Origin of the sequence: Pseudomonas sp. Xaverov 259, from assembly GCF_019352915.1 — a bacterium.
Lineage (GTDB): Bacteria > Pseudomonadota > Gammaproteobacteria > Pseudomonadales > Pseudomonadaceae > Aquipseudomonas.
This window is the reverse complement of sequence record NZ_JAAAFV010000031.1, coordinates 356,537-380,637: the sequence shown is the minus strand read 5'-3', so window position 1 is coordinate 380,637 and position 24,101 is coordinate 356,537. Positions and strand designations below refer to the sequence as shown.

The window sequence follows — 24,101 nt, the reverse complement described above, 5'->3', positions numbered from 1 at the left end:
ATAGCTAGACCGTACCAACACTTAACCAACTAATTAGAAGCAAGGAGATACACCATGAAAACTTCAATGGCTCTTAAACCACTGGCTTTCGCTCTCGCTGCGCTCATGGCTGTTGCTGCTCAAGCGGGCGGTTATCACGCGCCTACCACGGCTGCTGCGACCACACAGGACGGTCAGAGCAACCATGGCAACGTGGTACTTAATGACAAAACCAAAAACAACGCGTCGGCCAATGACTCCTACAACAACATCAGTGGCGTGGCCAACGGCAACGTGCTGAGCGGCGACAACAACCAAGGCAAAAACGACGTTGCCATCGTTTCCGGGGATGCGGATTTCGTATTCGCCGCCACCGGCACCGCTCAATCGAACACCGGAAACTTTGTGGCCAACAGCGGCACTCGAAACAACGCTTCCCTTAACGACAGCGGCAACCACGCTTCCGGCGTGATTCAGTTGAACGCCGCATCGGGCACCTCCAACCAAGGCAGCAACAGCGTTGCAATTGCTTCGGGTAATGGCGACAGCGGTGCTGCAGCCGTCACTGGCGTGCAGGATGTGTCGGGCAACCTGACCCTCAACCTGGCCAGCGGCCACGGCTGGGGCAGCACCAAACCGGTGGTCAACAACGCCAGCGTGAACAACTCGATGAACTACAGCTCTGGGGTCTCGAACTCCAACGTTCTGTCGGGCAGCAACAACCAAGGTCAGAACAACGTAGCAATCACTCGCTTCTGATTCAGATCGGGCCTTGGCAACAAGGCCCTTTTTATTTCCAGTGTCCAGCAGGTCATACGATCATGCGCCTCACAGCTGCCTTCCTTCTGCTTGCACTCACCGGCCCGACATGGGCGGCGCAAATGGCCGTTGTCATGCCAAACGGCGCGGTGGTGTACAAGAAGGTCGAAAGCATCCGCGAGCGCAAGTTCGCCAACCTGGTGGAACAGAAAACCGATTTCAGCTGCGGCGCCGCCGCGCTGGCGACCATCCTGCGCCAAGCCTATTGGATGGACGTGGACGAAGACCACGTGATCAAGGGCATGCTGGTCAACGCCGACCAGGACCTGGTGCGCACCCAAGGCTTCTCGATGCTGGACATGAAGCGCTACCTGGAAAGCATCCACATGCGCGCCAAGGGTTACCGGATCACGCCTGAAGTGCTGGTCACCGTGAAAGTGCCGGTGGTGGTGTTGCTGGACATTCGTGGCTACAAGCACTTTGTCGTGCTGCAACGGGCCGACAAAGACTGGGTGTATATCGGCGATCCCGTGCTGGGCAACAAGCGCTATGCCAAGGACGACTTCGTCAAGGGTTGGAACGGCATTGTGTTTGCGGTGATTGGTGAGGGTTACGACAAGACCAACGCCTTGCTCACACCCCGCGCGCCGCTGACGGCCAAGAACCAGTTCAACGAGTTCAGCCCGGTACGCGACAGTGAATTGATGGACTTCGGTTTTATCCAGAGCGACTTCTTCTAGAAGCGCAATAAGGAGCAGGACGCTCCAGGAGCAAACGATGAACACTCGACGCTGGCTGACGGTGATATGCCTGGCAGCCGCAGCACCTGCCTATGCTTCTTCGGCATTCAAGCCGATCGAGCTCAAGGACGCGGAAATGGCCGAGTTGCGCGGGCGTTATGTGATGCCCGGGCGGATTATCAGCTTTGGCATAGTGATGAGCAGCACTTGGACCAATGCCGCCGGCGCGACCGTGACCGGCACCGCCAACATGCAAGTCAATGCCTCCACCGTCACGCCGCAGTTTTATGTGCAAATCACCGGTAACGACGGCACTGGGGTGATCAAACAGCCTGATGGCAAGGGCACCGTTATCGGCGGCGCCGGCCTCGGCACTGGCCAGGGTGTCACGCAAAGCGTGCGCGCAGCGGGCGATGGCAACACGGCCAACAATGGCGTGGATATCAACGTGACGAAAAACGGCCTGGCGCCAGCCAATTACGTGCAGTCGGGCCAGGCACTGATGGCCGGCCAGCCGATCACGGGTGGCACTGCCGCCGGCCAGGTCACGGTCACGGCTAAAAACGGCGGGCTGCAAATGGCTCTCCAGGCCAATAACAATCAAGGCAATGTGGTGCAGCAAATCGGTGCCGGCAATGTGCTGCAAGGCACGGTTATTCAAGGCAACAGCAACTTCGTGAACAACCTGACCCAACTTAATGTGGTCATGGGCAACAACGGTTTGAACAACATCACGCAGAACCTGAACCTGGACCAACTCAAAGGCCTACGCCCTTCCGGTTATTGAACTACGCTGAGCCTCGACACTTACGCATTAGAAAGGGACGGCTTATTTCATGCATCGATCTTTATCGTTACGTGCCGTAATTTGTTTGAGTACGCTCCTGCCCGCTTCGGTGCTGTACGCCGCGCCGGATGCCGATATCGAAACACTGAAGCAGGAACTGCTGGAGCTCAAGCAACGTTATGAAGTGCAGCAAAAAGCACTGGCCGTATTGGAGCAACGCGTAAGGCAAGTAGAAGATCAGCCCGCAACACCGACGCCCAAACGCCTGGCCAAATCCCCCGCCGACTTCCAAAAAGGCGGTACGGCGGTGGCCGGCGTGGGCGCAGCCGCCGCATCCGGTGGCGCGGCAGGCAGCAGTTCCTACGGGCAAAGCCTGAAGGACGATTCCGCCCCGGCACAAAGTGTGAGCAACTTGTACAACGAGGCCAGCGGCTTTTTTGGCAATGGCAAGTTCAGCTTTGAAACCGGGCTCACCTACGCCCGCTATGACGCGCGCCAGTTGTCACTCAACGGCTTTCTGGCGTTGGACTCGATCTTCCTGGGCAATATCAACCTGGACCGGATCAAGTCGGACAGCTGGACCCTGGACCTCACCGGCCGCTATAACCTGGACAACCGCTGGCAGTTCGACCTGAACGTGCCGGTGGTGTATCGCGAAGCGACGTACCAGTCTGGTGGTGCCGGCGGCGATGCCAAGAATACCTCGGAAGCCTCCGTCAGCCGCGATCCCACCATTGGTGATGTCAACTTCGGCATCGCCTATAAGTTCCTCGATGAGAGCGCCAGCCTGCCGGATGCGGTGGTGTCGCTGCGGGTCAAGGCGCCCACCGGCAAGGAACCCTATGGCATCAAGCTGATCGAGCAAGCCAGCAACAACAACCTCGCCGTGCCGGAAAGCCTGCCGACCGGTAACGGGGTGTGGTCGGTCACGCCTGGCATTTCGCTGGTCAAGACGTTCGACCCGGCGGTGCTGTTCGGTTCGCTGTCCTATACCCATAACTTCGAAGACTCGTTCAGCGATATCAGCCCCAACCTCAATCAGAAGATCCCGGGCAAAGTCAGCCTGGGTGACAGCTTCCAGCTCGGTGTCGGGGTGGCCTTCGCGCTCAACGAGAAGATGAGCATGTCGTTCTCGGTGTCTGACCTGGTGCAACGCAAAAGCAAGGTCAAGCAGAGCGGCCAGGACTGGCAATCGGTGGTATCCAGCGATGCCAACGCCGGGTATTTCAACGTGGGCATGACGATTGCGGCGTCGGATAACCTGACGATCGTGCCGAACCTGTCGATTGGGATGACGGATGATGCGCCGGACTTTACGTTCAGCTTGAAATTTCCGTATTACTTTTAGCGTTAGTGGGGACGCGGAGCGTCCTTGGAGGCATTACCACGCGGAGCGTGGGAACGATCAGCGTGGGAACGATCAGCCCCGCAACGATAAGGGTCGTTGCGGGGCTTTTCGGTTTACCCGCCCTAGCGGATCTGGTGTTTGTGCAGCAACCGGTAGAACGTCGGCCGGGACACGCCGAGCACGCGGGCCGCGATACTCAGGTTATCGCTGTGTCGGTTGAGCACATCGCACAACGCCTGGCGTTCAGCGCGGTGCTTGTAATCTTCCAGTGTAGCCATCGGCGGCGCAATTGCCTGCTCACCTTGCAACCCCAGGTCACCGGCTTCGATCTGGCGCCCTTCTGCCAGTACCAGGCCACGGCGCACGCGGTTCGCCAACTCGCGCACATTGCCCGGCCACGGGTGTTGGCCCAGGGCAACCAGGGCATCCTCGCTGAAACTGCGCGGCCTGCGCCCGGTTTCCTGGCTGTAGAAGCGTGAGAAATGGTTGGCCAGCATCGCCACGTCGCCGTGCCGCTCGCGCAGTGGGGCGGTTAGCACCTGCAGGACATTCAGCCGGTAATACAAGTCTTCACGAAAGGTGCCCTTCGCAACCGCCGCTTCCAGGTCCACGTGTGTCGCTGCCAGCACCCGCACATCCACCGGAATGGGCTGGCTGCCACCGACGCGCTCGATCTGCTTTTCCTGCAGGAAGCGCAGCAAATTGGCTTGCAGCTCCATGGGCAAGTCGCCGATCTCATCGAGAAACAATGTGCCACCGTGGGCTGCCTCGATACGCCCAACCTTGCGCTGGTGAGCGCCGGTGAACGCGCCTTTTTCATGGCCGAACAGCTCGGACTGGATCAGGTGCTCGGGAATCGCGCCGCAGTTGATCGCGACAAAGGGCTTGGCATGGCGCTGGGATTGGCGATGCAGGGTCTTGGCCACCAGCTCTTTGCCGGTGCCACTGTCGCCGCGGATCAGCACCGGCGACTCTGTAGGTGCCAGCTTGGCGAGTAATTTGCGCAGCTCTCGAATGGGCCGGCTATCGCCCAGCAGCTCATGTTCCTGGGCGTCGATCAGTGCGTGGCCTTTGCCGCGCAAGCGCGCCATGCCGAATGCGCGCCCCAGGGTGACCTGCACGCGAGCTACATCAAACGGCAGGGTGTGGAAGTCAAAAAACCATTCACAGACAAAATCGCCGACATTTTGCAGGCGTAAAACGTCCTGGCTGAGCACGGCGATCCATTCGGTGCCGCTGCGGCTGATCAACTCCTTGACCGCTTCGGGGCGCTCCAGGTGATACGGCTGCAGGCGCAACAGCCCCACATCACACGACCTGTCGCCTACGGCGGCGAGCGCACAGCTGTCCACTTCCCAGCCCGCACTGTGCAGACCGGGCAATAGCTGGTGGCAATCGTCGCACGGGTCGACTACGAGCAAGCGTCGTTGGACAGGTGTAACAACCATGACTATTCCTTGGCGCCAAAATTGTTAAAGTTATTTATAAACAACGGTTTGTGCGGCCTGGCGCTAACACTAGCAAGTTATTGACGCAGCCTTTGTACCGTTTCGCTATAAGTCTGGGCACAAAGCCATCTCGGCGTCGCTGCGGACAAAAAAATCAACCGTGACCGCCACACTCAATGCGCTTTCAAAACAGCCGCTTACATGACGTCAATCACGAAAAGTTGAAATTTCTTGCTCTAAGATGTGACCCGTACCCTGCCATCGTGCATCAGTACAAGTAACTCACCGTCTGGCTCGCCCAACCGACGGTACTTAACTGACTGGGCATTTAGAGAGAAGACCCACATGAACGCCCCGCTCCGCATCAACGAAGCTCTTTTGATCGCAGACCGTGCCTTCCAGCCCTTTCAGTGCGTGGCCTGGCACGATGGCAATGGCGCCCTCAGCCTGAGCGTCATCGACCGTACCAATACCCGCATCGGCAGCAAACAGCTGTCTTCGAGTACTTATACCGACCCGGCTCAGTTGGAAGAATTGTTGTTGCAGGCACGTGCCGAGCTCGACAAAAACGGCTACCAGTTACAGTCATGGGTTATGCAGAAGTAAGACTGGGCAATAACTTCCGATCATTGCCGAACAATGATCGGAAGTTGAACATCACAACCTCAGCAACTTATCGCGGTGCGAGAATAAAGCGCTCGATCGCTTCGGCTGCGCCGTCCTCGACATTGCTGCCGGTGACCACACTGGCTTGGCGCTTGACGGTTTCTTCCGCCTGCCCCATCGCAATCGACAAACCCGCCACGGCAAACATCGCCGGGTCATTGCCGCCGTCGCCGATAGCCGCCGTTTGCTGCATCGGCACGCCGAGGTGCGCAGCCAGGGTTTTCAACGCCTCGCCCTTGTTGGCGAGCATGGCGGTGACGTCCAGGTACACCGGCTGCGAGCGTGATACCTGCGCCAAACCCTGCACCTTGGGCTGCAACTGCGCTTCCAGCTCGATCAACAACTGCGTGTTGTTGCTGGCAGCGACAAACTTGTCGACCCGGTCCAGGTACGGCTCAAAACTCTCCACCACCACTGGCCCATAGCCCAAGCCATCGGCTTCGCGCTGCACCATTGGCCCAGGCGGGTCACGGCGCAGCCAATCGCCATCGGCGAACACCCAGACTTCCACGTCCAACTCGGCCGAAAACAGCGCCAGGGTCACCAGCGCTGCCTCCGCCGGCAGGTGATGAGCAACCAGGATGCTGCCATCCGGGTTGATCAACGTGCCACCGTTAAAACCGGCTACCGGCACATCGATGCCAAACGTTTCGATAAGGTGCAGCATGGCCTTGGGCGGACGCCCGCTGGCCAGGCTGAAAAATACCCCGGCGTCACGCAACGCCCGAACGGTGTCGGCGGTGCGCTGGCTAAGGCTGTGGTCAGGGTGCAACAAGGTCCCGTCTACATCACTGAGCACCAACTGGATGGGATGAATCGCTGCATCACTCATCCTAGGCTGTGCCAGCTGCGACCATCGCGGGCCAGCAACTCATCGGCCGCCGCCGGGCCATCTTCACCGGCCTTGTAGGCCTGTATCGCGTCATCTTCCTTCCAGGCATCCAGGAACGGCTGCACCGCACGCCAGCCATTTTCAATGTTGTCAGCGCGCTGGAACAAAGTCTGGTCACCGGTCATGCAGTCGTAGATCAGGGTTTCATACCCGGTCGACGGCTGCATTTCAAAGAAGTCCTTGTAGTCGAAACCCAATTCGATGTTGGCCATTTCCAGGGCCGGCCCGGGCTTTTTGGCCAACAGGTCGAACCACATGCCTTCGTTTGGCTGGATCTGGATTTTAAGGTAGGTGGGCTTGAGCTCATCCACATCCGTGTCGCGGAACTGCGCATACGGCGCGTGCTTGAAGCAGATCACGATTTCGGTGTCGCGAATGCTCATGCGCTTGCCAGTACGCAGGTAGAACGGCACACCGACCCAACGCCAGTTGTCGATCATCACCTTGAGGGCGACAAAGGTCTCGGTGCTGCTGTCAGGCGCAACATTGGCTTCTTCACGGTAACCGGGCAGCGACTTGCCGCCGATTTCGCCGGCGCTGTACTGGCCGCGTACCGAGTTGGCGCGCGCATCTTCCAATGACCACGGGCGGATCGCACCCACCACCTTGGCCTTTTCACCGCGCACTGCATCGGCGCCAAATGCCGCTGGTGGTTCCATGGCCACCATCGCCAGCAGCTGGAACAGGTGGTTAGGCACCATGTCGCGCAAGGTGCCGGTTTTCTCGAAGAAATTACCCCGGGTCTCGACACCGACGGTTTCCGCCGCCGTGATCTGCACGTGGTCGATGTAGTGGTTGTTCCAGAACGCTTCGAACAGCACGTTGGAGAAACGGCTGATCAGGATGTTCTGCACCGTCTCCTTGCCCAGGTAATGGTCGATGCGATAGATCTGCTTCTCGCTCATTACCTTGAGCAGGCACGCGTTGAGTGCTTCGGCGGTGGCAAGGTCCGAACCGAACGGTTTCTCGATCACCACACGACGGAAACCGTCATCGGTTTCGTTGAGCAAACCGGCACTGCCCAGGCGCTGCGCCACTTCACCGAAGAAGCGCGGTGCCGTGGCCAGGTAGAACACGGCATTACCGGTGCCGCTGTCGGCGATCTTCTTGCCGATGTCGGCGTAGGTGCTGTCGTCGAGGAAGTCGCCCTCGACGTAGCTGATGCCTTTGGCCAACTGCGCCCACAGCTCGGGGTCCAGGGCGTTTTCGGCATTGCCCCGGACCTTGCTGGCGGCCTCGGTGCGAATGAAGTCCTCAAGCTTCTTGGCGAAATCGGCGTCACTGATGGCGTTGTGGTCAACGCCGACAATGCGCAGGCCGTCGCCCAGCAGCCCGTCGCGACTCAGGTTGTACAGCGCCGGCATGAGCAGGCGCTTGACTAGGTCGCCATGGGCGCCAAACAGAAACAAGGTAGTGGGTGGAGCGGGTTCGGCCTTGGGTTTCTTGCCGTTAGCGGTCATTTTTTGGAAGTCTCCACGTGGCCACCAAAGCCGAAGCGCATGGCAGACAGCATTTTGTCACCGTAGGTGCTCTGCTGACGGGAACGGAAGCGGGCGAACAAGGAAGTGGACAGCACCGGTACCGGCACGGCTTGCTCCATGGCGGCCTCGATAGTCCAGCGGCCTTCACCACTGTCGGCCACGGAGCCGGAGTAGCCGTCGAGTTTCGGGTCGGTGGCCAATGCATCAGCGGTCAGGTCCAGCAACCAGGACGAAACCACGCTGCCACGGCGCCAGACTTCAGCGATGTCGGCAACGTTGAGGTCGAAACGCTCGTGCTCTGGCAGGCTTTCCGAATTTTTGGTCTTGAGGATATCGAAGCCTTCCGCGAAGGCCTGCATCATCCCGTACTCGATGCCGTTGTGGATCATCTTCACAAAGTGCCCGGAACCGGCTGGGCCTGCGTGGATGTAACCATGTTCGGCGCGACTGTCGGCAGAGGCCGAACGGTCCTTGGTGCGTGGGATGCTGCCCAGGCCCGGTGCCAGGCTGGCGAAGATCGGGTCGAGGCGCTGCACGGTCTCGACGTCGCCGCCGATCATCATGCAATAGCCGCGCTCCAGGCCCCAGACGCCGCCGGAGGTGCCGACGTCGACGTAATGCAGGCCCTTTTCCGACAAGGCCTTGGCGCGACGGATGTCATCTTTGTACATGGTGTTGCCGCCGTCGATGATCACGTCACCGTCTTCGAGCAACTCACTGAGCGTATTGATGGTGTCTTCGGTGGGCGCGCCTGCCGGCAACATCACCCATACAGCGCGCGGCTTTTGCAGGCCGGCTACCAGGGCCTTGAGGTCGGCGACGCCGGTGGCGCCCTCCTCGCTCAAGGCTTTGACGAATGCTTCGTTACGGTCGTATACAACGGTGGTATGCCCATTGAGCATCAGGCGCCGCGCAATGTTACCGCCCATGCGGCCTAGTCCGATAATCCCCAGTTGCATGTGCTGATGCTCCTTACTGCTAAATAAATGTGTGACATAGTTTATAGCGCAATGAGGCTAATGAGGGTTAGTCCAGAGCGGATCCGTGTAGTTTCATGACAAAAAAATGCCATCGTTTCAGCATCACCGCCGAAAAAGTCACAGTGACCACCAAAAATAAAAAAGTTCCATTGACCCAAAAAAGAATTCAGAATTGCTTCCGACTGTTGCCGAGAACCTCGATTGACGCGTTCCGGCACCGCGATCTACCGGCTATTTGCGAGGTAAGCAATGAGCACAGCACAGATGACCCGACCGCCACAGACCCTCTACGTCAGCGTCCGTCGCGATGAATTGCGCCAATTGAAAGAAGAGCGCGATCAACTGCAGCAGGAAGTCCTGCGCCTGCGCGCACACCTTCAAGCGCAGGTCAACCTGGCATCCGGCGCCCAGCCCGCACTTTGCTGAACACAGGCTGAACAAAGCCTTTAGAAATAACTCACGAAGTTTTCACATCCTCCTCCCGATACTCCCGCCGAATAGGGCCACGCACACGCGGCGGCCCACTGTCGCGTGCATTCCTGCGCAGCGACTGAGCAATTATCGGGTTGGAGTACTGGATGGCGATGTTCAAACGCAGCACCAAGTCTGCGAAAGGCTTTGATTGGGCCGGTCTTGGCTGGTTGTTCCTGTTTTTCTGGTATTTCTCGGGTATTACCCAACTTCTGATCCAACTGACCGGCACCTCCGGTTTCAGTGGTTTTCGCCAAGCCTTCTTCCTGAGCGCGTTCTGGCTCGCGCCGATGCTGCTGTTCCCTAAGCGCACGCGCTTGCTCGCGGCCTTGATCGGCGTGGTGCTGTGGGCCTGCTCGATGGCCAGCCTGGGTTATTTCTTCATCTACCAGCAGGAATTTTCACAAAGCGTCATCTTCATTATGTTCGAGTCGAACATCTCTGAAGCGGGCGAATACGCGACTCAGTACTTCGCTTGGTGGATCGTGCTGGCGTTTATCGCCCATACCGCCGTGGCCGTGTTCCTCTGGACCCGCCTGCGTCCGGTTTACCTGCCGCGTGGCCAGGCGCTACTGGCAGCCACCGCGATTGTGCTGGCCGTGGTCGGTTACCCGCTGGTCAAGCAGATTGCGACCAACCCGACCATGGAACTGGCCATCGACGGCTTCGAAAGCCGCGTCGAACCCGCCGTGCCATGGCAGATGATCGTTGCCTACCGCCGCTACACCGAACAGCTCAACAGCATGCAGGGCATGCTCACCAGCGCCAGCAAAATCCCGCCCCTGAAGAACCTCAAGGACACCATGGCCGACCAGCCGTCGACCCTGGTGCTGGTGATCGGCGAGTCCACCAACCGTCAGCGCATGAGCCTCTACGGCTACCCGCGCAATACCACGCCGGAACTGGACAAGCTGCGCGACCAGTTGGCGGTATTCGACAACGTCATCACACCGCGCCCCTACACCATCGAAGCGCTCCAGCAGGTGCTGACGTTTGCCGACGAAGAGAACCCCGACCTGTACTTGAAGACGCCGTCGATCGTCAGCGTGATGAAACAGGCGGGCTACAAGACCTACTGGATCACCAACCAGCAGACCATGACCAAGCGCAACACCATGCTCACCACTTTTTCCGAGCAGGCTGACGAGCAGGTGTACCTCAACAACAACCGCAACCAGAACGCCCGCCAATACGACGGCGACGTGCTGGCACCGTTCGCCAAGGCGTTGGCCGACCCTGCCGAGCGCAAGTTCATCGTGGTGCACCTGTTGGGCACGCACATGAGCTACCAGTACCGCTACCCGCCGACTTTCGACAAGTTCACCGATCGCCAGGGCGTACCCGCCGGTGTCAGCGATGATCAGCTGCCGACCTACAACAGCTACGACAACGCGGTGCTGTACAACGATTTCGTGGTGTCGAGCCTGATCAAGGATTACGCCAAGACCGACCCCAACGGCTTCCTGCTGTACCTCTCGGACCACGGCGAAGACGTGTTCGACTCGGCCGGCCACAGCACCTTGGGCCGTAATGAAGGCAAACCGACGGCGCCAATGTACACAATCCCGTTCATGGCCTACGCCTCGCCAAAGTGGCGCGAAACCCATGACTGGAGCTTTGCCAGCGACTTGCAGCGGCCTTACAGCAGCTCGCAGTTGATCCACACCTGGGCCGACATGGCCGGTTTGAGCTTCGATGAGTGGGACCGCAGCAAGAGCCTGGTGAACGACAGCTTCAAGCCACGCCCGCTGCTGATTGGTGACCCTTACATCGGGCAGAAAAAGGGCCTGATTGATTTCAGCCTGATCAAACCAAAGAAGCCGGACGCCTCTGAAGTGGTAGCAAAATAGACTGAGCCTTGTAACAGAAAGATAACAATCATTCTCGTTTAAGCCTAAAGTTCCGCGCGCCCTTTCGTCTTTGAGCCAAGGCCTTCTCTTACTGAGAAGGCCGCAAAGACGACAAGGAGTCTGCCGCGATGTTCGCGCCTTTTACCCGTTCCATGACCTTCACCCTTGGCCTGCTCAGCGTCACGCTGAGCCCGGACCTGCTGGCTGAAACCGATCCCGAGCACGCCCCGCAACGCGCCCTTGAGCTGGGTGCCACCAGCATCACCGCCGAAGGCCTGGGCGCGACCACCGAACACACCGGGGCCTACACCACCGGCTCGATGAACACGGCCACCAAGCTGAACATGTCCATCAAGGAAACCCCGCAATCGGTTTCGGTGATTACCCGTCAGCAGATGGATGACTTCAACCTCAATACGCTGACTGACGTGCTGCGCCAGACCACAGGCATAACGGTGCAGCACATGGATTCGGATCGGGTCGGTTACTCTTCCCGCGGCTATTCGATCAGCAACTATCAGGTCGACGGCATGCTCAGCACCTACGGGCGCATGAAGCCGGATGCCGACACCATCATCTACGACCGCATAGAGGTAGTGCGCGGTGCCACCGGCCTGACCACCGGCGCGGGCGACCCGTCGGCCACGGTCAACATGATCCGCAAGCGCCCGACCGCCGACTGGCAAGCCAAGACCGGCGTCAGCGGCGCCAGCCATGACAATTACTACAGCTACGTTGATGTGGGCGGCCCCCTGGCGTTTGATGGGCGACTGCGCGGGCGCACAGTGCTGGCCTATCGCGACAGCCAGTCCTATCGCGACAATTACGCCATGCAGCGGGAGGTCGGCTACGGCATCCTCGAGGGCGACCTGACCGACGACACGGTGGTCGCCGTCGGCCTGGACTATCAGAACAAGCATGTGCAAGGCACCTCCTGGGGCACCCTGCCCTACTGGAACAGCGATGGCAGCAAGGCGCGGCTGTCACGTTCGGCCAACCTGGCGGCCGACTGGAGTTCCTGGCCGCTCAAAGACAAGACCACCTTCGCCTCCATCGATCACAAGCTGTCCGCCGACTGGCGCCTCAAAGCCGCCTACACGCATCGCCAGAGTGACACTGATGGCAAGGTGTACTACGGCGGCGCCGGCTACCCCAACCCGGATGGCAGCGGCATGAACGCCTGGACCAACCAGATGGTCGGCACATCAAAAATGGACGTGGTGGATTTCAACCTTGCCGGGACCTATTCATTGCTTGGCCGTGAACATGAGTTGATGGCGGGGTATGGCGAATCCGAGCAGCGCGACTCATCGCCGTTTCAGCGCTACAGCACCCCCGATGGCTATGAAGACATCAAAGACTGGCAACACATGGGCAGCATCCCAAAATTCCCCGACCGCACCACCGGCCTCAAAGGCGAACACAGCAGCAAAAAACAGAAAGCCGGTTACCTGGCGACGCGCCTGAGCCTCACCGACAAACTCCACGCGGTACTCGGTGGCCGCTATGGCAGTTGGGAAATCGAAAGCGTCTCGCCGCAGTACAGCGACAATAACCAGCTGACCCAATCGACCAAAACCAGCCAGACCCACAACGATATGTGGACGCCGTATGCGGGGCTGCTCTACGACATCACCCCCGAGTACACCGTGTATGCCAGCTACACGGATATCTTCAACCCTCAGGATGAGCGCGATTCCAGCAAGAAGTACCTGGAGCCGGTGGTGGGCAGCAATTACGAAGTCGGGCTCAAGGGCAGCCTGCTCAATGAGCGCCTGAACCTGGCCACCGCGTACTTCTGGAGCACCCAGGATAACGTCGCCGAACTCGATAACAGCGCCCCGCCGGATCCGGTCACGCGCGAGCAGTTTTACAAGTCCGGCGGCAAGGGCAACAAGGTGCAGGGCTTTGAGGTGGAGGCATCGGGCGAGGTCATGCCGGACTGGAACCTCACGGCCGGCTACACCTACACCCACTCGGTCAATGGTGATAAACAGCGCAACAACACTGACCAGCCACTCAACCTGCTGAAACTGTCCACGGCGTATCGCCTGCCGGGCCAATGGCGCGGGTTGACGGTGGGTGGCGCGGTGAATTGGCAGAGCGATTTCTACAAGTTTGCCCCACGCCCTACCGGTGCCCGGGACAGCAACGGGCGCCTGGTGACCGAAAGCACCAAAATTACGCAGCAGGCCTACACCGTGGTCAACCTGATGTCGCGCTACCAATTCGACGAACATGTTTCGGCGTCGATCAACGTCAATAATCTATTTGATAAAAAATATTACGAGCGCGTCGGTTTTTATAATGGCGTGTATTGGGGAGACCCGCGCTCTATCACGCTGGCAGTGGATTGGCGGCTATAAATGGCAACCCCGAAGTTAACAAAAACGTTAACTTCGGGGCAGTTCCATGTTAATTCCCACTTAATAAGACAGCCCCATAGTCGCTCCATGAATCGGATCACGGAGCGATCAGACACCACTCACTCTTAATGGGAATACTGCCATGAAACTTTCGACCTTGATGCTTGCCAGCCTGATGAGCCTGACCTCCGTAGCCGCCTTCGCAGAGGGCGGTTCAGAGCGCTCGAAGGAGTTTTACAACAACTTCGCCTTCACCCAGCAGCAAATTCACGGCACCACAGACAAAACCGCACTGGCTGACGGCAAGAATGTAAAGACCGAACAGTCCAGTGCCGAGCAACAACCTAACAGCTGATTTAATCTTTAGTTAATCCGCATGCCCCTGTGCCAATCCGCTCCTTTGGCAAAGGTTAATTTGGCGCCATTTAATGGCGCCTTTTTTTATGCTGTTTATATTAACCATCGTGATTAAAGCGGCTTGCTCCAAAACAGCATGCGGCCATGGGCGGGATCAAAGATCGAATCATCAAAACCAAACTTGCGATAGGCCGCTTGCGCCACGTCATTGCCTTCGAGCACTTCCAGGGTGATCTTGCAGCAACCGCGCTGACGGGCAATCTCTTCGACCTTGAGCAGCATTTTCTGGCTCAGCCCCAGGCCACGAAACTGATTCATCACCACCACATCGTGTACGTTGATCAGCGGGCGGCAGGCAAACGTCGAGAACCCTTCAAAGCAATTGACCAAACCCGCCGGCTCCCCGCCGACAAACGCCAGTACGCTGAAAGCGTGGGGGCGCTTGGCCAGTTCGGCTGGCAGTTGCTGCAGCAGATCGGCTGGCAGCGTGTGACCGCCACCCATCGGGTCTTCAGCGTAATGGTTGAGCACCTGGCCAATGGCTTCGGCATGCACGGGGTTGGTGTAGCTGGCTTGCAGCACCAGGATGTCTGGGGTGTCCATTTCCTTCCTCAATCACGACAACAAGGGAATCGGTTCCCTTTGAAGGGACGATTGTAAGCGGGGAGCCAGGCGCAGATGAAGGAGATTAGCTACAAATACCTGACGGAAATAACGAAGGTTGTGCCCCCCAACAAGCACTTCTGGCCTGGGATATTTCCTAGGCGCCGAACCGCTGCAGTTGCATTTCTTGTAACCGGCTCAGGGTGCGCCGGAACGCGAATTCCAGATAACCCTCGGTATAAAGGCTTGCCAACGGCACCTGGGCCTCGATAAACAACGGCACCTTGCGGTCGTAGCACTCATCCACCAGTGCGATGAAGCGCCGCACACTGTCATCGTGTACCGACAATTCAGGCAATTCACGATCACCCGCCACCACGCGCTGCGCCGCATCTTCGGTGCCACGGGCAATCCGCGCCGGGCGTTTTTGTGCGCTCAGGTTGGGCACTTCACCCAGCAGGATCGCCTTGTAGCGGTCACACAGCTGCATGAAGTCCATCGCCGCCAAGGGTTGCTCGCACAGCTCGGCGTACCGACACCAGAGCACCGTGTCGCTGGACTGCACCGCCACTATCGAACGGTACCCGACGTTGACAGCGCCGGTGCTGGTCACTTGGCCTTCACTTAACTGTTTGAACAGTGTGGCAAGCGCTTGCGGCTGATTGACCCAATAGCGCTGCAGCCCCACACCTGGATGCAAACGGTGATCTTCATCACCGTCCACTGCCACCACGTGCATATGCTGCTTGAGCGCCTCGATACCCGGCAGGAAGCGCTCGCGGTTGAAGCCGCCCGCGTACAGATCGTCCGGCGGTTGATTGGAGGTGCAAACCATGACCACGCCTTCCTCGAACATCACCTGGAACAGGCGGCCGAGGATGATCGCGTCACCAATGTCGTTGACGAACAGTTCGTCGAAACATAACACGCGCACGTCCTGGCTGAGTTCGCGCGCCAATGCCTGCAAGGGGTCCTGGATGCCACTGAGCTGGAAAGAGCGCTGGTGCACCCAGCCCATGAAGTGATGAAAATGCTGGCGCCGCGCGGGAACGCGCAGGCTCTGATAGAACTGGTCCATCAGCCAGGTCTTGCCCCGCCCCACCGGCCCCCACAGGTAAACCCCGGGAATCGGCGAGCGGCCTTGGTGCAAGGCCTCAAAGCAGATCTGCAGGGCCTGTACCGCCCGATGCTGGGCATCGTCGGGCACGAAGCCTTGCTGGGCGATGGCGTGTTGGTAGGCGGCGAGCGGCGAGTCGAAAGTCATGCGTGCCAGTATGACTTACAGCGAGATATCCAGCCGTGAAATCTTGCCCTGCGCGTTCAGGCGGAAGGTGTAACGCAGCTCCAGTGGGCTACCGGGGAAATTGCCGGAGACCACGTTGCTGACCAAAACCTTGCCGGTGCGATGTTGCACGTTGATCACTTCAACACGTGGCTGATAACGCCGTCCGGTGTCCTCGACCCAGCGGGCAATGGCTGCCGGGCCGACCTGATGTTCGCCTTCATCGAACACATTGGCATCGTCGGCAAAACACTGGGCAATCGCTGAGGTGTCGCCGGTATTGGTCGCGGCTATGTAGGCTGCAATGGCGGGGGCCAACGTTGGAGAAGACATGGTACAGCTCCTTTTTAGTGATTTATGGCGCCATGCTAAGCCAGAGGTGTGTCAGTTTTTGTCAGGAGTAAAGGGTCCCGCATCATTCTGTTCCATCAACTTGCGCCAGCCGCGCAGCAGGTCGCTGCGCCGGCCTGGGTAACGCTCACCGTGGGCGTCTGCTGCGGCCACCCGATCGGTGCGAAACGTACGATAAGCGCCGCGCAACTCGCACCAGGCCACGATCACACGGACCTCATTGAGAAACCCCAATGCCAGCGGCCAGATCAGCCGCTGGCTCTGGGTTTGGCTGGCGTCGGCGTAATCGATATGCAACTTGGCCTGGTTGCGAATAGCCTCGCGGAACACATTCAGCGGCACGCGGTTTTCCGGGTAGCCAAAGCCGGGTGGCCCCGGCAGCAGCGTGGGGTTACGCAAGGCTTCCTGGGCAGCCGGATCCAGCACATCGGCGATTTTCGCCAAGGCATTGGCGGCCGCACGGCTGAGCACGTCATCGCCGCGTTGGTCCACATAGCGCAAGCCCAACACGATGGCTTCGGTTTCCTCGGCGTTGAGCATCAATGGCGGCAAAAACAGCCCGCTGCGCAGCACATAGCCCACCCCGGCCTCACCAAAAATCGGCGCGCCGAGTGCCGTCAACTCGGCGATATCGCGGTACAGCGTGCGCTCGGACACCTCCAACTGCGCAGCGAGTACGGCTGCTGTCACCGGCCGTTTTTTGCCCCGCAGGGCCTGCAACAACGTGAGTAAACGAGTGGTACGCGACACGTTGGCCCCGCCGAAAAAGAAAAGTGCCGCAGCTTAGCAGAGCCCCCTGTCAGAAAACGTCAGCAGTAAAAAAGGCCCTTGACCGAATAAATTACCAGGATCATATTTAATACATGTTTGCAGACATTTATAAATCACACATCCCCTTCAGGAGTCTTTGTATGCGCAATAAAGTCTTTGGCCGCCGCAGCGGTCTGCAGGTATCGGAACTGGCCTTGGGCACCGGCAATTTCGGCACGGGCTGGGGGCATGGCGCCGAGCGCGATGAAGCCAAGCAGATATTCGACGGCTACCTCGAAGCAGGCGGCAACTTCCTCGATACCGCCAACGGTTACCAGTTCGGCCAGGCCGAAAAGCTGCTGGGGGAATTTATCGCCGCCGAGCGCCACAACCTGGTGGTTGCCACCAAGTACAGCCTGCGCACCCAACCGTCCGATGAGGGCACGATCAAGCTCGGCAATAACCGCAAGAACATGGTGCGGGCGGTCGAAGAAAGCCTCAAACGCTTGAACACCGAGCACATCGACTTGCTCTGGGCGCACATGAGCGACAACGTCACGCCGATGGAAGAGATACTGCGCGGCTTCGATGACTTGGTGCGCGCCGGCAAGATCCACTATGCCGGCCTGTCGAACTTCCCGGCCTGGCGCATCGCCCGCGCCGACCTGTTGGCAGAAGTGCGCAACTTCGCGCCGATCATTGGCGTACAGGTGGAATACAGCCTGGTCGAACGCAGCGCCGAACGTGAAGTGCTGCCGATGGCCGAGGCCTTGGGCCTGGCCGCCACGCTGTGGTCGCCGTTGGGTGGTGGCTTCCTTACCGGCAAATACCGTGAAAGCCTGGACGACAATCGCGCCAATAAACTGGGCATGCTCATCCATTCCGAACATAGCGCGCGCGAAACGGCCGTGCTCGATACCTTGCTGGCGGTTGCCAGCGAATTGGAGGCAAGCCCAACCCACGTCGCCATCGCCTGGCTGCGGGAAAAGGCCCGGCGTTCGACTACGGCGCTGATCCCGATCCTCGGCTCACGCACCCGCGCGCAACTGGATGCCACGTTAGGCGCGCTCAAGGTGCAGTTGTCGACCGAGCAAGTGACCCGCCTGGACAGCGCCGGCGCGATCCCACTGGGCGTGCCCCACGGGATTATCTCGGAGCGCTTCGCGCTCGACCACGGCGCAGACACACCGCGACCACCGGTTATTTGAGACGAAAAAAAACGGCCTGTTCAGGCCGTTTTTTTATGCGCCCAACTTATGCAAGGCTCTTGCTGACCACCTCGAACACATCGCTCGACAGCTCGCCGGAGGCGCGAATGCGCTCAAGCTCCGCCTTCATCAGCGCCTGACGGGCGCTGTCGTATTTACGCCAGCGAGTCAACGGCGCCAACTGGCGCGAAGCGATTTGCGGGTTGAAGCCATTGAGCTGGATCACCAGGTCCGCCAGGAAGCGATAACCCGAGCCGTCCGCCGCATGGAAGTTAATCAGGTTCTGCCCGGCAAATGCACCCACCAGTGCGCGCACCTTGTTCGGGTTCTTGATATTGAAAGCCGAGTGCTCCATCAGCGCCTTGACCCGCGCCAACCCGCCCGGCAACGTGCTGCCCGCCTGCACGCTGAACCACTGGTCCATTACCAACGGGTTGTCCTTGAAGTTCTCGGCAAACACCGCCAACGCCTGGGCTTTTTCCGCCTCGAACGGCGAGTTCACCAGCACCGCCAATGCCGTCAGGCGCTCGGTCATGTTGTCGCTGGTGTCGAACTGATCCAGGGTGGCGGCCAACACTTCAGGCTTGCCGCTGAGCATCAGGTACGACAGCGCGATGTTCTGCAAGGCGCGCCGCGCGAAGTGCTCGGCCGCTGCCACATAAGGCGTTTGCTTGGACAGCTCGCGATTGGCCTGGTAACGCAGCCACAGCGCTTCGAACAGGTGCTCGGCCAGTTGCTTACGGGCATACTCACGGGAGGCGTGGATGGCCTCCACATCCGCGATTTCGCTGATTTCCGTCAGGTAGGCTTCGCCTGGCAGCGAGAGCATTTCGGCGACCATGGCCTGGTCCAGGCTTTCATCGCTCAAGACGCTGCGCAGTGCGTCAATCAGGCGCTGATCGAGCTTCAAGGCCTGGCCTTGCTGATGCTGGGCGATCAGCTCCTGCAACACTTGCACCGACAATTGCTGGCCGGCATCCCAGCGGTTGAAGCCATCGCTGTCGTGCTGCATCAGGAACATCAGTTGGTCGCGGTTGTACGGGAAGCTCAGTTTCACCGGCGCCGAGAAGCCACGCAGCAACGAAGGCAACGGCTTTTCTGCGATATCGACGAAGGTGAAGGTCTGCTCGGCTTGCGTCACCGAAATCACCCGCGACGTGCCGCCAACTGCCGCTTCACCGGCCAGGCGCAAGGCGATACCTGCGCCCTGCCCGTCCAACAGGCCTAATTCCACCGGAATCACAAACGGCAGCTTCTCAACCTTGTCCGGGGTTTCCGGGCAGCTTTGACGGAACGTCAGGCTGTAGGTTTTGGCCGCGGCATCAAACGACTCGCTCACCGCCAGACGCGGCGTACCGGCCTGGCTGTACCAGCGTTTGAACTGGCTGAGGTCGGCGCCATTGGCGTCTTCCATGGCCTTGATGAAGTCATCGCAGGTCACGGCCTGGCCGTCATGGCGCTCGAAGTACAGGTCGCTGCCTTTACGGAAGCCTTCAGCGCCAAGCAGGGTGTGGATCATGCCGACCACTTCCGAGCCCTTTTCGTACACGGTCAGGGTGTAGAAGTTGGAGATCTCGATAAAGCTGTCCGGGCGCACCGCGTGGGCCATGGGGCCGGCGTCTTCGGCGAACTGGTGCGTGCGCAGGTAGGCCACATCCTGGATGCGCTTGACCGTGGCCGAGTTCATGTCGGCGGAGAAGCCCGAGTCACGGAACACGGTGAAGCCTTCCTTGAGCGACAGCTGGAACCAGTCGCGGCAGGTCACGCGGTTGCCCGACCAGTTGTGGAAGTATTCGTGGGCAACAATCGCCTCGACGCGCTGGTGAGCAGCATCGGTGGCCGTTTCGGCGCGGGCGAGCACGGCGCTGGAGTTGAAGATATTGAGGCCCTTGTTCTCCATGGCGCCCATGTTGAAGTCGTTGACCGCCACGATCATGAAGATGTCGAGGTCGTACTCGCGGCCGTAGGTTTCTTCGTCCCAGCGCATGGATTTTTTCAGGCTGGTCATGGCGTGCTGGCACTTGTCGATGTTTTCCGGCTCGACGTAGATGCGCAGCGCCACTTCGCGGTTGGTCATGGTAGTGAAGGTGTCTTCAACACACCACAAATCACCGGCCACCAACGCAAACAGGTAGGCAGGTTTCTTGAACGGGTCTTCCCAGGTCGCCCAGTGGCGGCCGTCTTCACCCGGGCCGCTGGCAATCGGGTTGCCGTTGGAGAGCAGCACCGGGTAGCTGTGTTGCTCGGCGATCACCGTGGTGGTGAAGGTGCTCATCACGTCCGGGCGGTCGAGGTAGTAAGTGATCTTGCGGAAACCTTCGGCCTCGCACTGGGTGCAGAACATGCCGCTGGATTTGTACAGGCCTTCCAGGGCGGTGTTGGTTTCCGGATGGATGCGTACGCTGGTGTCGACCGTGAAGGTTTCGCGGGTCGGGTGCAGGGTCAGGTGGTTGTCGGTCAACTGGTAGTCGGCCTCGGTCAGCTGCTTGTCACCCAGGTTGACCGTCAACAGCTCCAACTGTTGGCCATCGAGCACCAGCGGCGGCAGGCCGGCGCCGCGCTCGGGGTTGCGGCGCATCACCAGTTGCGCATGGACCAGGCTGTGGTCCTCGAACAACTCGAAGGTCAGGTGCGTCTCTTCGATCAGGTAGTCCGGCGCCTGATAGTCCTTCAGGTAGATCATCTTCGGTTGTTCGGTGCGCATGGATAGCATCCTTTTTACTGATGCACGGCGAGCTGGTAGGCCGTGTACTTACGAATGTTGATAACGCCGGTGTCGAAGATCAGGTATTGGCCCTTGATCCCCAGCAACGTGCCTTCGGCAATCGGGTTCTTGTCCAGGTTGAAGCTGACGATCTTGGTCGGGTATTGCTCGACCGGGTAACGGATTTCGATCGGCTCGATGTCGGTTACCGGTTGGATGGCCTGCAAGCCAAAGCGTTCCTGCAAACCCAGCAAGCCGTCGGCGCAGGTGGCGAACAGCTCATCGCGCACCTGCTTGAGGTCCACCGATTGCGCATCGCCCTTGAGTAAAGCACGCCAGTTGGTCTTGTCGGCCACTTGGCTACGGAACAGGTCTTCGACGAAACCGGACTGCTGACGGGTCGCCACGCGCATGATCGGCAGCGCCTGGCTGGCGCCCTGGTCGAGCCAGCGGGTCGGCAACTGGGTGGCGCGGGTGATGCCGACCTTGATGCCCGACGAGTTGGCCAGGTACACCACGTGGTCAGTCATGCAGAATTGTTCGCCCCAGCCCGGATCACGGCAGGTGCCGGCGTCGTAGTGGCAACGCTCGGGGCTCATGATGCACAGGTCACACTGGGCCAGTTTGGTCATGCATGGGTAGCAATAACCCTGGCTGAAACTGGTCTTGGTCTTGCGGCCGCAATGGCTGCAATGAATGGCACCGAGGTATTCCAGGCGCACGTGGGTACCAATCAACGGGTTGACCGGCACCTCGATGTCGCCCAGGCGAAACGCGTATTGAACGGTCGGCTCACCGAGTTGCGCCGACATTTTGCTGACTGCACCGCGACCAATTTCAATCAATGGATCGCATCCGACTTGAACAGGATGTTCGGCACCGGCGCCGACTTCGACGCGCACTCCTGCGGGCCCATGTAGCCGGTGCGCTGCTCCTCGGGCAGGTTCTGGATTTCCCAGGCGATCACCGCTTGCAGCGACAGCTCGCGCTGTTCGGCGGTGAGCTTGCGGCCATCGGACCACTTGCCGATTTCCACCGCCAGCTTGAGGCTCTCGTAGATGTCCGGGGTGATGTTTTCGATCATTTCAGCAAAGGACGACATGTGCACAACCTCTTTATAACGGTCGCTGGTTCAGCGAATGCAATGATGACAATGGACGGTGGGGCTCGATAACGACACGTCAGAACTCCTTGGACAACTTGACCTGGACCAACTCCTTTTCGAGCAAACGCCGGAAGATCTGCGGCGCGGCGAAGGTATAGGCAGCGAACCCCAGCCATACCCAATCAATCATTTGGGCCAACTGGGGGTAATCATGGGCCGTCAGGGTGATGACTACCACACGATAGATCACGAACATAAACAGCAGCAGGACAATGGCCCGGGTAGCGCTGCGCTCGCTCATCCAATTATTGAAACGCCACCAGGCCCCCAAAAACACATTACTGCGGGCTTTTACTGCCGTCAGGAGATGCAGTGCCGCAACGTTCGTGGCGTTTTCCTGCAATGCCCAGATCGCATGGTCACGGGCGCTATTGATATCGCCTTCGCGCAGCAGTAAATGGCCAAGCACCACCACGGCGCCCGCGTTACCTGGATCGGCCTGCAACGCCTCGCGCGCGAACTGATACGCCTGATCCCAGTGAGCGCTCGTACGATGAAACTGCGCCATGGCTACCAAATTGGCGGCATCATCAGGGGCCAGCTCCAGCGCTTTTTCCAGCGGCTCACGGCTCTGGGCCAGACGGCCGGTCAACTGATAAAGCTCCGCCAGACAGCGGTGATTGCTGGGGTTGAGCGGTTCCATATCCAATAACTGGGTCAAATGTTCCTGGGCCAAGCTGAATTTGCGCATGGCTATCGCCACCTGGGCAGCGGCGTAGTGGGCCATTGGTAACTGCGCGTCGGCGGCCAGCGCCAATTGCACTTCGCGCTTGGCCGCATGGACGCGACGCATGTTCATCAAACAGATAGCCAGCAGTGCATGGGCTTCGGCCGAGTGCGGATCACTGGCCAACAGTTGGCGCAGCGCGTCGATGGCGCCGTCATTGTGATCAGCCTGCAGACGCTGATAAGCCAATTGCAACAGATAGTCGGTATTCATCAGCTCACCACCAGATACCAAAGGGTGCTGGGCACCCATTTGACAACCATGCCCTTAAGCACAAAACCACCGATCAACGCCAATGGAAGACCAAAGCGATTGAGCACGCCGCCGTAGTACTGATAAATCTCGATGGTCGCGTTCTGCTGCATATAGAGCATGTAGCCAATACTCAATTTCCACACGACCAGCACCAGCAACGCGTATTGAATTTCAGCCTGGGTCTGGACGTAGCCAAAACCCACCAATTGCATCAGCCCCAAGCCGATCATTAGGCTGCCGACCAGCGCCACACCAGCCAGGATCCATTCACGCACCCGTGTCGGGCTGCCGACGGCAATGGAATTGAACACAAACCATGGCAAGCCCAGCCATGCTCCGCCCAACATCAAACCCAGCAATGGCCAGAGCGGGGAAACGGCCCACTTGGCGAGGGCGCCCGGGCGCGGTTCGTCTTCAATGCGATATCCGCCGTACTGCGCCATCAGCGACCCTTCCCGTGTTTGTCGAGGAAGGCCAGCACCTCGTCATATTGATTGCCTTCATTGGCGTATCGCGCGTAATTGCGCGCGGTGGTCAGCCACTCCAGGGTGGTGGCACGTACATCTTTCAACGCTGCCTTGAAATGGCGGTCGCAAATAGACTGTTCGGTGCCACTTTCAATCGATGCTTCAATGGCCTCATCAGCGGCTGTTTCCACCAGTTCACTGAGGTCCGCGCCGGAAAAGCCTGAGGTGTTCTTGGCCAGAAAGGCAAAGTCGATATCATCCGCCATCGGCCGGCCTTTCATCATCACCTTGAGCATGCTTTCGCGCGCAGCGCGATCCGGTGGCGGCACAAACAGCACCCGGTCAAAGCGGCCGGGGCGACGGAATGCCGAATCCACCGACCACGGCACGTTGGTCGCGGCAAGGATCAGTACGCCGTGGTTGTCATTGGTAAAGCCGTCCATCTCAGACAAAAACTGGCTGACC

General features: G+C 59.2%; 24 protein-coding genes. 10 read left to right on the top strand and 14 right to left on the bottom strand.

Features of this window, described 5'->3' with window-relative positions; all coding sequences use genetic code 11:
- Window positions 1–54 precede the first annotated feature (54 nt).
- The 4 genes from K0H48_RS12195 to K0H48_RS12180 all read left to right on the top strand — a co-directional run bounded on the left by K0H48_RS12195 (window position 55) and on the right by K0H48_RS12180 (window position 3,613).
- On the top strand, window positions 55–738 hold the full coding sequence (locus K0H48_RS12195) for a hypothetical protein (RefSeq protein WP_017138129.1): 684 nt from the start codon (window positions 55–57) through the stop codon (window positions 736–738).
- 62 nt (window positions 739–800) lie between these two features.
- Window positions 801–1,478, top strand: coding sequence for a C39 family peptidase (locus K0H48_RS12190; protein ID WP_138815168.1), 678 nt, complete (start codon window positions 801–803; stop codon window positions 1,476–1,478).
- Between the two features lie 37 nt (window positions 1,479–1,515).
- A complete protein-coding gene (locus K0H48_RS12185) occupies window positions 1,516–2,265 on the top strand; it encodes a hypothetical protein (RefSeq protein WP_219267644.1) in 750 nt (249 codons plus the stop codon).
- 49 nt (window positions 2,266–2,314) lie between these two features.
- Window positions 2,315–3,613 carry a transporter gene (locus tag K0H48_RS12180; protein ID WP_065931271.1) on the top strand — a complete coding sequence of 433 codons (1,299 nt, stop codon included), beginning with the start codon at window positions 2,315–2,317 and terminating at the stop codon, window positions 3,611–3,613.
- A 122-nt stretch (window positions 3,614–3,735) separates the two neighbouring features.
- Here K0H48_RS12180 and K0H48_RS12175 read toward each other — a convergent pair whose 3' ends face one another.
- Complete coding sequence (locus K0H48_RS12175) at window positions 3,736–5,061, bottom strand: sigma-54 dependent transcriptional regulator (RefSeq protein ID WP_219267643.1); 1,326 nt, start codon at window positions 5,059–5,061, stop codon at window positions 3,736–3,738.
- A 345-nt stretch (window positions 5,062–5,406) separates the two neighbouring features.
- Here K0H48_RS12175 and K0H48_RS12170 point away from each other — a divergent pair, with 345 nt between their 5' ends.
- The gene (locus tag K0H48_RS12170) at window positions 5,407–5,667 is read left to right on the top strand and encodes a hypothetical protein (RefSeq protein WP_017138124.1); all 261 of its coding nucleotides are present in this window, start codon (window positions 5,407–5,409) and stop codon (window positions 5,665–5,667) included.
- Between the two features lie 67 nt (window positions 5,668–5,734).
- On the opposite strand, the gene K0H48_RS12165 is transcribed toward K0H48_RS12170, so the two are convergent.
- Genes K0H48_RS12165 through gnd form a run of 3 tightly spaced genes read right to left on the bottom strand, consistent with a single transcriptional unit; the run spans window position 5,735 to window position 9,104 of the window.
- A complete protein-coding gene (locus K0H48_RS12165) occupies window positions 5,735–6,559 on the bottom strand; it encodes an HAD family hydrolase (protein ID WP_219267642.1) in 825 nt (274 codons plus the stop codon).
- Entirely contained in the window at window positions 6,556–8,079 is a 1,524-nt protein-coding gene (zwf, locus tag K0H48_RS12160) for a glucose-6-phosphate dehydrogenase (protein ID WP_219267641.1), read from the bottom strand. Before zwf ends, K0H48_RS12165 begins: the two co-directional genes overlap by 4 nt.
- Window positions 8,076–9,104: a phosphogluconate dehydrogenase (NAD(+)-dependent, decarboxylating) gene (gnd, locus tag K0H48_RS12155; RefSeq protein ID WP_368862134.1), complete on the bottom strand. Its 1,029-nt coding sequence runs from the start codon at window positions 9,102–9,104 to the stop codon at window positions 8,076–8,078. The genes zwf and gnd overlap by 4 nt, the downstream gene beginning before the upstream one ends.
- A gap of 225 nt (window positions 9,105–9,329) precedes the next feature.
- On the opposite strand from gnd, the gene K0H48_RS12150 reads away from it, so the two are divergent.
- The 4 genes from K0H48_RS12150 (at window position 9,330) to K0H48_RS12135 (ending at window position 14,122) form a co-directional block, all read left to right on the top strand.
- Entirely contained in the window at window positions 9,330–9,506 is a 177-nt protein-coding gene (locus K0H48_RS12150) for a DUF6026 family protein (protein WP_256666243.1), read from the top strand.
- Window positions 9,507–9,658: 152 nt separating this feature from the next.
- Window positions 9,659–11,401: a phosphoethanolamine transferase CptA gene (locus tag K0H48_RS12145; RefSeq protein WP_219267640.1), complete on the top strand. Its 1,743-nt coding sequence runs from the start codon at window positions 9,659–9,661 to the stop codon at window positions 11,399–11,401.
- 128 nt (window positions 11,402–11,529) lie between these two features.
- Window positions 11,530–13,767, top strand: a complete 2,238-nt coding sequence (locus K0H48_RS12140; RefSeq protein ID WP_219267639.1) for a TonB-dependent siderophore receptor — start codon at window positions 11,530–11,532, stop codon at window positions 13,765–13,767.
- Between the two features lie 142 nt (window positions 13,768–13,909).
- Window positions 13,910–14,122 (top strand): hypothetical protein, encoded by a 213-nt coding sequence (locus K0H48_RS12135; protein ID WP_219267638.1) that lies wholly within the window; start codon window positions 13,910–13,912, stop codon window positions 14,120–14,122.
- Window positions 14,123–14,235: 113 nt separating this feature from the next.
- Here the strand turns inward: K0H48_RS12135 and K0H48_RS12130 are convergent, their stop codons facing one another.
- The 4 genes from K0H48_RS12130 to K0H48_RS12115 all read right to left on the bottom strand — a co-directional run bounded on the left by K0H48_RS12130 (window position 14,236) and on the right by K0H48_RS12115 (window position 17,110).
- The gene (locus tag K0H48_RS12130; RefSeq protein ID WP_200433755.1) at window positions 14,236–14,727 is read right to left on the bottom strand and encodes a GNAT family N-acetyltransferase; all 492 of its coding nucleotides are present in this window, start codon (window positions 14,725–14,727) and stop codon (window positions 14,236–14,238) included.
- A gap of 157 nt (window positions 14,728–14,884) precedes the next feature.
- Window positions 14,885–15,991 (bottom strand): cell division protein ZapE, encoded by a 1,107-nt coding sequence (gene zapE / locus K0H48_RS12125; RefSeq protein ID WP_219267637.1) that lies wholly within the window; start codon window positions 15,989–15,991, stop codon window positions 14,885–14,887.
- 15 nt (window positions 15,992–16,006) lie between these two features.
- Window positions 16,007–16,342 (bottom strand): nuclear transport factor 2 family protein, encoded by a 336-nt coding sequence (locus K0H48_RS12120; protein WP_219267636.1) that lies wholly within the window; start codon window positions 16,340–16,342, stop codon window positions 16,007–16,009.
- 51 nt (window positions 16,343–16,393) lie between these two features.
- Window positions 16,394–17,110, bottom strand: coding sequence for a YafY family protein (locus K0H48_RS12115; RefSeq protein ID WP_138815155.1), 717 nt, complete (start codon window positions 17,108–17,110; stop codon window positions 16,394–16,396).
- A 161-nt stretch (window positions 17,111–17,271) separates the two neighbouring features.
- On the opposite strand from K0H48_RS12115, the gene K0H48_RS12110 reads away from it, so the two are divergent.
- Entirely contained in the window at window positions 17,272–18,318 is a 1,047-nt protein-coding gene (locus K0H48_RS12110) for an aldo/keto reductase (protein WP_219267635.1), read from the top strand.
- 46 nt (window positions 18,319–18,364) lie between these two features.
- On the opposite strand, the gene pepN is transcribed toward K0H48_RS12110, so the two are convergent.
- The 6 genes from pepN to K0H48_RS12080 form a co-directional block, all read right to left on the bottom strand.
- The gene (gene pepN / locus K0H48_RS12105; protein WP_219267634.1) at window positions 18,365–21,022 is read right to left on the bottom strand and encodes an aminopeptidase N; all 2,658 of its coding nucleotides are present in this window, start codon (window positions 21,020–21,022) and stop codon (window positions 18,365–18,367) included.
- Window positions 21,023–21,036: 14 nt separating this feature from the next.
- Complete coding sequence (locus K0H48_RS12100) at window positions 21,037–21,867, bottom strand: DUF2797 domain-containing protein (protein WP_219267633.1); 831 nt, start codon at window positions 21,865–21,867, stop codon at window positions 21,037–21,039.
- Window positions 21,864–22,124: a YeaC family protein gene (locus K0H48_RS12095; protein ID WP_017138108.1), complete on the bottom strand. Its 261-nt coding sequence runs from the start codon at window positions 22,122–22,124 to the stop codon at window positions 21,864–21,866. Before K0H48_RS12095 ends, K0H48_RS12100 begins: the two co-directional genes overlap by 4 nt.
- A 79-nt stretch (window positions 22,125–22,203) precedes the next feature.
- The gene (locus K0H48_RS12090) at window positions 22,204–23,127 is read right to left on the bottom strand and encodes a lipopolysaccharide assembly protein LapB (protein ID WP_219267632.1); all 924 of its coding nucleotides are present in this window, start codon (window positions 23,125–23,127) and stop codon (window positions 22,204–22,206) included.
- Window positions 23,127–23,612, bottom strand: coding sequence for a hypothetical protein (locus K0H48_RS12085; RefSeq protein WP_219267631.1), 486 nt, complete (start codon window positions 23,610–23,612; stop codon window positions 23,127–23,129). Before K0H48_RS12085 ends, K0H48_RS12090 begins: the two co-directional genes overlap by 1 nt.
- On the bottom strand, window positions 23,612–24,101 hold a 490-nt coding region (locus K0H48_RS12080; RefSeq protein ID WP_219267630.1), incomplete at its 5' end, for an ATP-binding protein. The genes K0H48_RS12085 and K0H48_RS12080, both read right to left, overlap by 1 nt.

Coding starts and splice junctions, on each gene's coding strand:
- zwf (WP_219267641.1), bottom strand. CDS start 8,079: ATGACCGCTAACGGCAAGAAACCCAAGGCCGAACCCGCTCCACCCACT.
- K0H48_RS12110 (WP_219267635.1), top strand. CDS start 17,272: ATGCGCAATAAAGTCTTTGGCCGCCGCAGCGGTCTGCAGGTATCGGAA.
- K0H48_RS12085 (WP_219267631.1), bottom strand. CDS start 23,612: ATGGCGCAGTACGGCGGATATCGCATTGAAGACGAACCGCGCCCGGGC.
- K0H48_RS12175 (WP_219267643.1), bottom strand. CDS start 5,061: ATGGTTGTTACACCTGTCCAACGACGCTTGCTCGTAGTCGACCCGTGC.
- K0H48_RS12095 (WP_017138108.1), bottom strand. CDS start 22,124: ATGTCGTCCTTTGCTGAAATGATCGAAAACATCACCCCGGACATCTAC.
- K0H48_RS12090 (WP_219267632.1), bottom strand. CDS start 23,127: ATGAATACCGACTATCTGTTGCAATTGGCTTATCAGCGTCTGCAGGCT.
- K0H48_RS12170 (WP_017138124.1), top strand. CDS start 5,407: ATGAACGCCCCGCTCCGCATCAACGAAGCTCTTTTGATCGCAGACCGT.
- K0H48_RS12140 (WP_219267639.1), top strand. CDS start 11,530: ATGTTCGCGCCTTTTACCCGTTCCATGACCTTCACCCTTGGCCTGCTC.
- K0H48_RS12195 (WP_017138129.1), top strand. CDS start 55: ATGAAAACTTCAATGGCTCTTAAACCACTGGCTTTCGCTCTCGCTGCG.
- K0H48_RS12185 (WP_219267644.1), top strand. CDS start 1,516: ATGAACACTCGACGCTGGCTGACGGTGATATGCCTGGCAGCCGCAGCA.
- K0H48_RS12180 (WP_065931271.1), top strand. CDS start 2,315: ATGCATCGATCTTTATCGTTACGTGCCGTAATTTGTTTGAGTACGCTC.
- K0H48_RS12120 (WP_219267636.1), bottom strand. CDS start 16,342: ATGTCTTCTCCAACGTTGGCCCCCGCCATTGCAGCCTACATAGCCGCG.
- K0H48_RS12150 (WP_256666243.1), top strand. CDS start 9,330: ATGAGCACAGCACAGATGACCCGACCGCCACAGACCCTCTACGTCAGC.
- K0H48_RS12130 (WP_200433755.1), bottom strand. CDS start 14,727: ATGGACACCCCAGACATCCTGGTGCTGCAAGCCAGCTACACCAACCCC.
- K0H48_RS12145 (WP_219267640.1), top strand. CDS start 9,659: ATGGCGATGTTCAAACGCAGCACCAAGTCTGCGAAAGGCTTTGATTGG.
- zapE (WP_219267637.1), bottom strand. CDS start 15,991: ATGACTTTCGACTCGCCGCTCGCCGCCTACCAACACGCCATCGCCCAG.
- K0H48_RS12190 (WP_138815168.1), top strand. CDS start 801: ATGCGCCTCACAGCTGCCTTCCTTCTGCTTGCACTCACCGGCCCGACA.
- K0H48_RS12165 (WP_219267642.1), bottom strand. CDS start 6,559: ATGAGTGATGCAGCGATTCATCCCATCCAGTTGGTGCTCAGTGATGTA.
- pepN (WP_219267634.1), bottom strand. CDS start 21,022: ATGCGCACCGAACAACCGAAGATGATCTACCTGAAGGACTATCAGGCG.
- K0H48_RS12135 (WP_219267638.1), top strand. CDS start 13,910: ATGAAACTTTCGACCTTGATGCTTGCCAGCCTGATGAGCCTGACCTCC.